The sequence below is a fragment of the Bradyrhizobium sp. genome (assembly GCF_019242285.1).
Classification (GTDB): domain Bacteria; phylum Pseudomonadota; class Alphaproteobacteria; order Rhizobiales; family Xanthobacteraceae; genus Bradyrhizobium.
The window spans coordinates 1-10,246 of the sequence record NZ_JAFAVV010000537.1 but is presented as its reverse complement, the minus strand read 5'-3'; the positions used below and the strand labels follow the sequence as shown (position 1 = coordinate 10,246).

10 protein-coding genes are annotated in these 10,246 nt (G+C 66.1%); 4 read left to right on the top strand and 6 right to left on the bottom strand.

The annotated features are described in order from the left end of the window. The first annotated feature begins 219 nt into the window (after positions 1-219). Positions 220-435 carry a CsbD family protein gene (locus JOY90_RS21470; RefSeq protein WP_291693113.1) on the top strand — a complete coding sequence of 72 codons (216 nt, stop codon included), beginning with the start codon at positions 220-222 and terminating at the stop codon, positions 433-435. A gap of 92 nt (positions 436-527) precedes the next feature. Here JOY90_RS21470 and JOY90_RS21465 read toward each other — a convergent pair whose 3' ends face one another. From JOY90_RS21465 to ggt, 5 genes are all read right to left on the bottom strand, one after another. Further along, positions 528-950: an FKBP-type peptidyl-prolyl cis-trans isomerase gene (locus JOY90_RS21465; protein ID WP_291693114.1), complete on the bottom strand. Its 423-nt coding sequence runs from the start codon at positions 948-950 to the stop codon at positions 528-530. Positions 951-1,044: 94 nt separating this feature from the next. Next, entirely contained in the window at positions 1,045-3,336 is a 2,292-nt protein-coding gene (locus JOY90_RS21460; protein ID WP_291693112.1) for a xanthine dehydrogenase family protein molybdopterin-binding subunit, read from the bottom strand. Beyond that, positions 3,333-4,355 carry a xanthine dehydrogenase family protein subunit M gene (locus JOY90_RS21455; RefSeq protein ID WP_291693111.1) on the bottom strand — a complete coding sequence of 341 codons (1,023 nt, stop codon included), beginning with the start codon at positions 4,353-4,355 and terminating at the stop codon, positions 3,333-3,335. The genes JOY90_RS21460 and JOY90_RS21455 overlap by 4 nt, the downstream gene beginning before the upstream one ends. 4 nt (positions 4,356-4,359) lie before the next feature. Next, on the bottom strand, positions 4,360-4,980 hold the full coding sequence (locus tag JOY90_RS21450) for a (2Fe-2S)-binding protein (protein WP_291693110.1): 621 nt from the start codon (positions 4,978-4,980) through the stop codon (positions 4,360-4,362). Between the two features lie 149 nt (positions 4,981-5,129). After that, a complete protein-coding gene (ggt, locus tag JOY90_RS21445) occupies positions 5,130-6,716 on the bottom strand; it encodes a gamma-glutamyltransferase (RefSeq protein ID WP_291693109.1) in 1,587 nt (528 codons plus the stop codon). A 145-nt stretch (positions 6,717-6,861) separates the two neighbouring features. Between ggt and JOY90_RS21440 the strand changes: the two genes are divergently transcribed. Together JOY90_RS21440 and JOY90_RS21435 are read left to right on the top strand one after the other, a co-directional pair. Further along, complete coding sequence (locus JOY90_RS21440) at positions 6,862-7,614, top strand: rhodanese-related sulfurtransferase (protein WP_291693108.1); 753 nt, start codon at positions 6,862-6,864, stop codon at positions 7,612-7,614. Continuing rightward, entirely contained in the window at positions 7,607-7,822 is a 216-nt protein-coding gene (locus tag JOY90_RS21435; RefSeq protein WP_291693107.1) for a SlyX family protein, read from the top strand. Before JOY90_RS21440 ends, JOY90_RS21435 begins: the two co-directional genes overlap by 8 nt. A 208-nt stretch (positions 7,823-8,030) precedes the next feature. On the opposite strand, the gene JOY90_RS21430 is transcribed toward JOY90_RS21435, so the two are convergent. Further along, positions 8,031-8,285, bottom strand: coding sequence for a hypothetical protein (locus JOY90_RS21430; RefSeq protein WP_291693106.1), 255 nt, complete (start codon positions 8,283-8,285; stop codon positions 8,031-8,033). Between the two features lie 144 nt (positions 8,286-8,429). Between JOY90_RS21430 and hemE the strand changes: the two genes are divergently transcribed. After that, on the top strand, positions 8,430-9,476 hold the full coding sequence (gene hemE / locus JOY90_RS21425; RefSeq protein WP_291693105.1) for a uroporphyrinogen decarboxylase: 1,047 nt from the start codon (positions 8,430-8,432) through the stop codon (positions 9,474-9,476). Positions 9,477-10,246 lie beyond the last annotated feature (770 nt).

Genomic DNA, 10,246 nt, shown 5'->3' with positions numbered 1-10,246 from the left:
CCGTCATGCTTCCAGCGCTCGTCGTCATGATGATGATGCGAATGATCGGAATGGCTGTGATCGTGTGCATGGATATGATCGTGGGAGCCTGTCATCGTACCGCCTTCGGTGAACTAATTGTCTGGGAACGCTAGCGAAAACCGCAGGCCCGCGAAAGGGGACAGGAACGTTTTCGGCCGCCTTCCGTTATCTCACAGGCAAGACATTGGAGGAGAAACGATGAGCAGCACGACCGACAAGATCAAGGGCACGACCAACGAGGCGGTCGGCAAGGCCAAGCAGGGCATCGGCGAAGCCACCGGTTCCGAGCGGATGGAAGGTGAAGGCGCGATGCAGGAAGCCAAGGGCAAGGGCCAGAAGGCCGTCGGCGATGCCAAGAATGCGGCCAAGGACGCCGCCAACCGCGCCGCAGCGAAGGTCAACAAGAATCTCTGATCGGCGCATGAGCGTCGGGAAGGCCGGTCCGGTGGGCCGGCCTTTTTTCTGTGCGCAGTTCGTTGCGCCAGATCGGCGCGGCAGGCAGTTCCCTACTTCACCGCCAGCAGCTCGACGTCGAACATCAAGGTCGCGTTGGGCGGGATCACGCCGCCGGCGCCGCGGGCGCCATAGCCGAGCGCCGGCGGAATGATCAGCGTGCGCTTGCCGCCGACCTTCATCGACGCCACCCCCTCGTCCCAGCCCGCGATCACCCTGCGCTGGCCGATCGGAAACTCGAACGGCTCGTTGCGGTCGACGGAGGAGTCGAATTTCTTGCCCTTCTGGCCATTGTCGTAGAGCCAGCCGGTATAGTGCATCACGCAGGTCTGGCCCGGCTTCGGTGACGCGCCGGTCCCAACCTTGGTGTCGATGATCTCCAGGCCTGAGGCTGTGGTCACTGGCTTCCCCGCTGCTTGTGCCGATGCGGCGCGCGGCGCCGCGATCACGACAGTCACGACCATCGCGATCGCCATCACCAAAGAACCTCTCACGAACGCCATGCGCAACACCTTCCGGTTCAAAATCGGGCCGGTGTTTAGCGCAATGCGATGGGCGAGGCTACCCCGATCAGGCCTCGATGTTCTCGAGCCGCACCGGCAGCTTGCGGATGCGCTGGCCGGTGGCGTTGAAGATCGCGTTGCAGACCGCCGCATTGGTGCCGACATTGCCGAGTTCGCCGAGCCCCTTGACACCGGCGGGATCGATGCGGTCGTCCTGCTCCGGCAACAGGATCACCTCGACCCCGGGCGCGTCGGCGTTCACCGGCAGGAGGTAGTCGGCGAGGTTGTCGTTGACATAGCGCGCGGTGCGCTCGTCGATCTCGGTGGCTTCGAGCAGCGCCGACGACATGCCCCAGATCAGCCCGCCCATCAACTGGCTGCGCGCGGTGCGCGGGTTCATGATGCGGCCGCAGGCGAATGCGCCGACCAGGCGCGGGACGCGAATCTCATGGGTCCACCGGTTGATACGCACCTCGACGAACTCGGCCCCGAACGCATAAGCGATCCGGTCCTTCATCTCGGAGCCGCCGACCATCCGCATCTTGCCGTCGTGCATGGCGCGGAACGAATCCAGCGGCGCGCCCTCCGGCTTCCACTCGCCATATTCCTCGACGATGCTGATGCCGAGGGCGTCGAACGCCTTTTCGCGGTCGAGCGGCTGGCCGCTCTGCGCGGCCTGTGTCACCGGCGTCTGTCCCATACCGACGGTCTCCTTGGTCTTGTCCACCAGACCCTCGTTCGGCATCAGCGCCTTGAACAGCCGCTGGCGAACCTGGCCGCACACCATCTCGACCGCCGAGCAGGTGCTCGCGGTCGAGTTGGAGCCGCCCGCCACCGGCGCCGGCGGCAAGTCGCTGTCGCCGATCGCGACGGTGACCTTCTCATAGGGGATGCCGAGACGGTCGGCCGCAGCCTGCGCGATCACGGTGTAGGCGCCGTTGCCGATCTCGTGGCCGGCGATCTCCACCCGCGCTCGGCCGTCGCGTTGCAGCCGTACCCGCGCCGCTGCCGGCGCCATCTGGGTCGGATAGCAGGTCGCGGCGCAACCATGGCCGACCAGCCAGTCGCCATCGGTCACCGTCCTCGGTCTCATCGATCGCTTCGACCAGCCGAACGCCCTGGCGCCTTCGTCGAAACAGGCCATCAGGGAGCGCGACGTATAGGGCTTGTTGCCGATCGGCTCGTTCATGGTGTCGTTGACGCGGCGCAGCTCGATCGGGTCCATGTCGAGCTTGAATGCCAATTCGTCCATCGCGCTTTCCAGCGCAAACAGGTAGGGCACCTCCGGCGGCGAGCGCATGAAGCCCGGGGTGTTGCGGTCGGCGCGCACGATCGACACCATGCTGTCGACGTTCAGGCAGGCATAGAGCCGCGTCGTGATCTTGGTGCCGCCGACGGCGTAGGGGTCGGCGCGCGAGGAGATCTCCGCGCCCTCGTGGCGCAGCGCCACCAGCCTGCCGTCGTGGCTCGCGCCGATCTGGATCACGTGCCGCGTCTCGGCGCGGTAGGTCGCGATGGTGAAACCCTGGTCTCGGGTGGCGACGAGCTTCACCGGCCGGTTCAGTTTCCGCGCGATCGCGGCAATGATCGCGGTGCGCGGCGTCACCGAGCCCTTCGAGCCGAAGGCCCCGCCGACATAGGGGTTGATCACCCGAACCTTGTCGGCGTCGATGCCGAGCTGCTCGGCCACGCCGTTCTTCAGGCCATGGACGTACTGGCTCGGCTCGTAGATCGTGAGCTGGCCGCCGCTCCAGACGCAGCTCGTCGCGAACAGTTCCATCGGGTTGTGGTGCTGGGTCGGGGTTTCGTACGATGCTACCAGCTTGACGTCGGCCCGCGCGAAGGCATCGGCGAAATCGCCGACCTTCGGATCCTCCTTGAACTGCGAAAGCTGCCCCTTGGCGCGTGCCGAGGTGGTGCCAGGCGAGTCAAAACTGGCGGTCGGAGTCGCCGCGGTGTAACTCACCTTGACCCGGTGGGCCGCCTCGCGCGCGGCCTCGAACGTGTCGGCAAGCACCACGGCGATGATCTGGCCGTCCTGCGCGATCTCGGCGGAGGCCAGCGGCTGGATCGTGGTCGACATGTAGCCGCCATTGCCGAACAGCTTCGGCTCCTTCAGCTTCTCGGCATTCTCATGCGTGACGATGTCGATCAGGCCGCGAACCTTTCTCGCGTCGCTCAGATCAAAACCATCAATACGGCCTTTGGCGATCGCGCTGGTGACGAGATAGGCATAGGCCGGATTGGCCAGCGGCATGTCGGCGGCATATTGCGCCTGCCCGGTGACTTTCGGGACCGCGTCATAGCGCGGCACCGGCTGGCCCATATTGGCCTTCGGCTGGGGAGCGGCGATCGTCATGCGCGAATCTCCATCGTAGCGGCCTGCTGCAGCGCGCGTGCGACGACGCGCTTGCCGAGGTCGATCTTGAATGCGTTGTTCCTGCGCGGCACCGCGGCGCTGAAGGCCGCATCCGCCGCCCGAGCGGCGAGCGCCTCGTCGAGGCGTTGGTCTTTCAGCATCACCTCCGCCTCGCGCACCCGCCACGGCACCGTGGCGACGCCGCCGAGGGCGATGCGCCCGTCCCGCACCACACCGTCCTGGACGTCGAGCGCGACCGCGGCCGAGGCCAGCGCGAATTCATAGGACTGCCGGTCGCGCGCCTTCAGATAGAGCGAGCGCGGCCAGCGTCCGGCGATGGTGAAAGCCGAGACCAGTTCGCCCGGCGCAAGCACCGTCTCGATCTCGGGCGAACGGCCGGGCGCCTTGTGCAGCTCGGCGAACGGCATGGTGCGCACGCCGGACTTCGCCGTGATCTCGACCGTCGCATCGAGCGCCATCAGCGCCTGCGCGAAATCGCCGGGATAGGTCGCGATGCACTGATCGGAGGTGCCGAGCACGGCATGGGTCCGGTTGAAGCCCTCCATTGCCGCGCAACCGGAGCCTGGATGGCGCTTGTTGCAGGCGGAATAGCTCACATCGCGAAAATAGCTGCAGCGGGTGCGCTGCAGGACGTTGCCGCCGAGCGTCGCCATGTTGCGAAGCTGCGGACTTGCGGCGAGCCGCAACGAATCGGCGATGACCGGATAGTGCTGCCGCACCTGCGGGTGGGCGGCGACGTCGGACATCCGCGCCAGCGCGCCGAGCTTCAGGTTGCCGCCGTCGAAATCGATCGTCGACCAGTTGCCCGCGAGCGGATTGATGTCGACCAGTGTCGCCGGCCGCATCACGTCGAGCTTCATCAGGTCGAGCAGCGTGGTGCCGCCGGCCAGCGGCTGAACGGCAGCTTCGGTGAGCGGGCTGTTGGCGCTGGCAGCGGCCGCCAAGGCCTGCACGGCCGCCGAAGGGTCGGTCGCACGTTGAAAGATGAAGGCGCGCATGAGCCTAGCCTTTCTGGATTTGCGGCGCGGCCTGCTTCACGGCCGCGACAATGTTGGGATAGGCGGCGCAGCGGCAGATGTTGCCGCTCATATATTCGCGGATGTCCTCGTCACTGCCGGCATGGCCCTCGTTGACACAGGCCACCGCCGACATGATCTGGCCCGGCGTGCAGTAGCCGCACTGGAACGCATCCTGCTCGATGAAGGCCTGCTGCATCGGGTGCAGATTGCCGCCGCTGGACAGGCCTTCGATGGTGGTGATCTCCTTGTCCTGCGCCGCGACCGCAAGCGTCAGGCACGACACCACGCGCCGGCCCTCGATCAGCACGGTGCAGGCGCCGCACTGGCCATGGTCGCAGCCCTTCTTGCTGCCGGTCAGGCCGAGATGCTCGCGCAATGCATCGAGCACGGTGGTCCGCGCATCGATCGTGAGCGGCTTGCTCTGGCCATTGACCCGCAGGGTGACGTCGACCGGCAGTGACGGGTCCTGCGTTTGCGCCAGGTCCATCGGCGCGTCGGCCGCGCGCGCGGTGAGTGGCGCAGCTACGGCGGAACCCGCCGCGGCGGCCATGAAGTTGCGCCGGTTGAATCCGGATGTGCTGGGGGAACCATTGGTGTCGGACATTCACGGCCTCCGCCGCTGAGAAGGAAGAAGCGGCGCACACCTGCGCCACCTCGCCCAACCAGTCGCGGCGGAGATTTGTTCCTGGCCGATCAACGCAGTGCGATATATCACGCGCAAACCGCCGTGATCGAAGTTCCGCCCCGCGCGGCTCAATAGCCGAGCGCGCAGCCGTCCTTGCGCGGATCGGAGCCGCCGGTCAGCGTGCCCTTGTCCCAGTCGATCCAGATGGCCTGCCCGCCGCCGAGCGGCGACACCACGCTCACGGTCTCGTGCCCGAGCTTCTTCAGGCCCTCGACGGTGGCCGCGGGCACGCCGTCCTCGAGCTGGTAGACGCCCTCGTAATGCAGGCCGCGCGGCATGTCGATCGCCTCCTGCACGTCGCAGCCATAGTCGAGAATGTTGGTCAGCACATGGGTCTGCCCGGTCGGCTGGTACTGGCCGCCCATCACCCCGAACGACATGACCGAGCGGCCGCCCTTGGTCGCGAGCCCCGGGATGATGGTGTGCAGCGGCCGCTTGCGCGGCGCGATGCAGTTGGGGTGGCCGGGTTGAATACGGAAGCCGCCGGCGCGGTTCTGCAGCAGGATGCCGGTGTTGTTGGTGACGATCGCCGAGCCGAAGGCATGTGCGATCGAGTTGATGAACGAGCAGACGTTGCGGTCCTTGTCGACGACGGTGATGTAGATCGTGTCGGGGTTCATCGGCGGCGCCACCGCGGGCAGCTCGAGCATCCGGTCCATCCGAATCCTGCCGACATAGTCGTCGGCGAAATTCTTCGCCAGGATCCGGGCGACGTCCACGTCGGCCTGCGCGGGGTCGCCGACATAGGCCTCGCGCATCATGTAGGCGATGCGCGCGGCTTCGGCCTCGAGATGGAAGCGCTCGACGCTCAGCGGCGCGAATTTCGTCAGATCGAACTGCGAGAGGATGTTGAGCATCACCAGCATGGTGATGCCGGGCCCGTTCGGCGGGCACTGCCAGAGGTCGAGACCCTTGTACATGGTGCCGATCGGCGAGGTGACCTCGGTGGCGTGCTCGGCGAAATCGTCGAGCGTGTGCAGCCCGCCGATGCCGCGCAAGGTCTCCACCATGTCCTCGGCGATCGGGCCGTGATAGAACGCGTCGCGTCCGTCTTTGGCGATCGCGCGCAGCGTCTTGCCGAGCTCACCCTGGCGGATCACGTCGCCCGCGACGGCTGGCTTGCCGTGCGGCAACAGATAGCGCTCGGTGTTGTGGCCGTTCTTCAATTTCTTGAATTCGATATTCCAGGCGAAGGCGATGCGCGGGGCGACCACATAGCCCTCCTCCGCGGCCTTGATCGCCGGCTGCAGCAGCCGGTCGAGGCCGAACCTGCCGTGATCGCGGAGGATGGTCTGCCAGGCATCGACCGCGCCGGGGATCGAGACGGCATGGGCCGAGGTCAGCGGCACCGCATGGATGTCGCGCTCCAGGTACCAGTCGGCCGTGGCCGCAGCGGGCGCCCTGCCCGAGCCGTTATAGGCGACGATCCGGCCCTCGCCGCGCGGCTGGATCAGCGCAAAGCAGTCGCCGCCGATGCCGGTCGACTGCGGCTCGATCACCCCGAGCAGCGCGCATCCCGCCACCGCCGCGTCCGCCGCCGTGCCGCCTTCCTTCAGCACCTCGACCGCGGCAAGCGCGGCCTGCGGGTGCGAGGTTGCGACCATCGCGTTCAGCGCATGCACGGTGGACCGGCCGGGAAGATGGAAACTTCTCATGTTGTATGGCTCACTTTGGATGGCTCGCTTTTCTCGCAGGTCTTGCTGTCCGGACGGCTGATGGCTTCATGACACATCCGCTGCAGGCTCGGCAATGCTGGCATACCAGCTATCTTCCAGCCGCCGCGGCTGTTAACCTCGGCTCATGCCGTATAAGGTTGCCGCCTTCTATCAATTTGCCGCGCTGTCGGACTTTCGCGACCTGCGCGAGCCGCTGCGCGCGCTCTGTGCCGGTCTCGCACTCAAGGGCAGCGTGCTGCTCGCCCGTGAAGGCATCAACGGCACGCTCGCCGGCCACGCCGGCGCGATCGATGTCCTGGTCGACGAGCTGCGGCATGGCGCCCTGTTTCGAGGCCGCCTCAACAGCCTCGAGCTGAAGTTCTCGGCCGCCTCGAAGATGCCATTCCAGCGGCTCAAGGTGCGGCTGAAGAAGGAGATCGTCACGCTCGGCGATGACGCGGCCGATCCGACACGGCGGGTCGGCATCTATGTCGAGCCTGCCGAATGGAATGCACTGATCGCCTCGCCCGACACGCTTCTGCTCGACACCCGCAACGCCTTCGAGGTGGCGATGGGAAGTTTCGAAGGCGCGGTCGATCCTGATATCGCGAGCTTCGGGCAGTTCAAGGCATTCGCCGCCGAAAAGCTCGATCCCACGAGACATCGGAAGATCGCGATGTTCTGCACCGGCGGCATCCGGTGCGAGAAGGCGAGCGCGCACCTGCTCGCGCACGGCTTTGCCGAGGTCTATCACCTCAAGGGCGGCATCCTGAAATATCTGGAGCAGATCGCGGAATCCGACAGCCGCTGGCGCGGCGAATGCTTCGTGTTCGACGAACGTGTCGCGCTCGGCCACGGCCTGCGTGAACGCGGCAAGGAGCCGCCCGCCGATGGATAGCATCGAGGAGCTCAGCGACCGGATCGACCGGCTGGAAGCGCGCCTGATGTATCAGGACGTCACCATCGAGACGCTGAACCAGACCATCACCCAGCAGTGGCACAAGATCGACGCGCTGACGCGCCAGCTCGGCCTGCTCGGCGAGCGCCTGCGCGAAGCGGAGGCGAGCGCGCCAGCGCCCGGCAACGAGCGCCCGCCGCATTACTAATTACGCGATGCGAAGCATCGTCGCGCGCGTTTTGGAGCGTTTTCGAGCGAAGTGGATACCGGTTCGCGTGAAGAAAACGCGTCAAAACAAAGGAGCTGGAGCTTCCGTTCCGATTCCATCGGAATAGAAAAAGCTCTAGCCCGCCGGCGCTCCGACGGGTCGTATCGCCGTTGCACGATCACCTCGCCCCTGCGGCGTGGCGGCCCGCCTATCGAAAGATCGCAAGCAGCCTGTCCCACAGCGAGGGCTCGTGCACGTCCTCTTCGGACGACAGCGACGGCGCATGAGCCGTCTTCGGGGAGCTCGGCTGCGTCGCGCTGACGGGATCGGACGCTGGAAACGTATCGATCAGGCCGGCCTCCAGCTTGGCGTGCATCTCCGCGTCGGCAAGCCGTTCCTCGCGTGGGTCCACCGCATGCTTGTCGTGCGGCGCGGGGTCGAAATCCTTGGTTCTGTCGCTCATGTCGAAGGCCCTCCTAGCTCGGGCAGAAAACGCCGCCGGCAACCCGAGGTTCCCCGATCAGCCTTTTCCCTGGTCAACCGTGGCCAACACGGCGTGAGCCGTGTATCAGGGGCGAAACCTCCGGAACCCGCAAGGAACGATCGATTGACCGAGAACAGCCCCGCCCGCCCGTTTCTCGAAGTGCTCAGCGGCTGCAGGCAGCCTTCGCCACCGCTCTGGATGATGCGGCAGGCTGGCCGCTACCTGCCGGAATATCGCGAGGTGCGCGCCAGGGCCGACGGCTTTCTCGACCTCTGCTTCACGCCCGAACTCGCCGCGGAAGTCACCCTGCAGCCGATCCGCCGCTTCAGTTTCGACGCCGCGATCATCTTCTCCGACATCCTGGTGATCCCCTATGCGCTCGGGCGCGCCGTGCGCTTCGAGGCCGGTGAAGGCCCGCGGCTCGATCCCCTGGATACGCCGGCGAAGATCGAGGGGCTCAACACCGTCGCCGATTTCGCCACGCTGGAGCCGGTCTATGAGGCGCTGCGCCTTGTGCGGGCCGAGCTCGCAGGCGAGATCGCGCTGATCGGCTTCTGCGGCGCGCCATGGACGGTCGCCACCTACATGGTCGCCGGCCACGGCACGCCGGACCAGGCGCCGGCGCGGATGCTGGCCTATCGGCATCCGGAAGCGTTTGCGAAGATCATCGACGTGCTGGTCGAAAGCTCGATCCACCACCTGCTCGGCCAATTGCAGGCCGGCGCCGACGCGGTGCAGCTTTTCGACACCTGGGCCGGCGTGTTGTCGCCGCGCGAATTCACGCGCTGGTCGGTCGAGCCGACCCGGCGCATCGTCGAAGGCGTCCGCGCGAAGGCGCCGGGCGCGAAGATCATCGGCTTTCCCCGCGGCGCCGGCGCGCTGCTCTCCGACTATGTCGATGCGACCGGCGTCGATGCGGTCAGCATCGACTGGACCGCCGCGCCGTCGCTGATCCGCGACGAGATCCAGAGCAAGGTCGCCGTGCAGGGCAATCTCGATCCCCTGGCGCTGATCGCCGGCGGCAACGCGCTCGACCAGGCGGTCGACGACGTGCTGTCGAGCTACGCCTCAGGCCGGCTGATCTTCAACCTCGGCCACGGCATCCAGCCGGAGACCCCGATCGCGCATGTCGAGCAGATGGTCCGTCGGGTGAGGGATTTTCGGGGGTGATCTTCGCGCAATGCGTTGGTGCAGCGCGTGCGGTTCGCAGGCTGGGCTAAGCGGCCACATTGGCCGAAGCCAGCCACGCGGAGGCAGGAGCGTGCCCACCATCGCGGAGCAAAGCAGTCGAACGAATGGTGGGCGTCGATTTACTTGACAGGTGGAATCAGCCGAGTGAATCCCGATTCCGGCCCGAGCGCGTCCCCAAGCCGCAAAAAAATCGTCTGCGCCAAAACAGAAATTTATCGAGTGGGTTCAAGCCGATCGGGGTCGTAGCCGCCCCACGACGAAAAATTCCTCTTTCTTTTTTTCAGAAACCGTGCATACTGCCCCCGTCCCGCCTCCATCGGAGGGGCGTTTCGCGATCGTCACGGACGTGGGAGGCGGGATGCGATGGATGCTTTTGGCGCGCCAGACGAGCGCGCTCGAAGCGGACGGCGAAAACGTGTGGTCCTGGTGCCGCGACGCTGGCACTAAGCTTTTCGGTGATGATCCGGAGAGTGACGGGGGCAAGAGAGCCCGTTCCCCGAGGAGAGCACGGCATAAGCGTTAACACCATCGCGCGGGGAATGCCGGTGATTTCGGCTGAACCTGTGGTAACCGCCGCGTGCGTTCTTGTTGCACGCGGGCCATGGGTGAGGCTGAACCACCCGGCATTCCCTGCGCCCTCCCTGATTTCGAGGGCGATGTCTTGGCAAAGCTCGGACGAATCCCGTCGCGAGAATGTGGACCTATGCCTCAACACCGTCATTGCGAGCTCAGCCCGCAGGGTGGGCAAA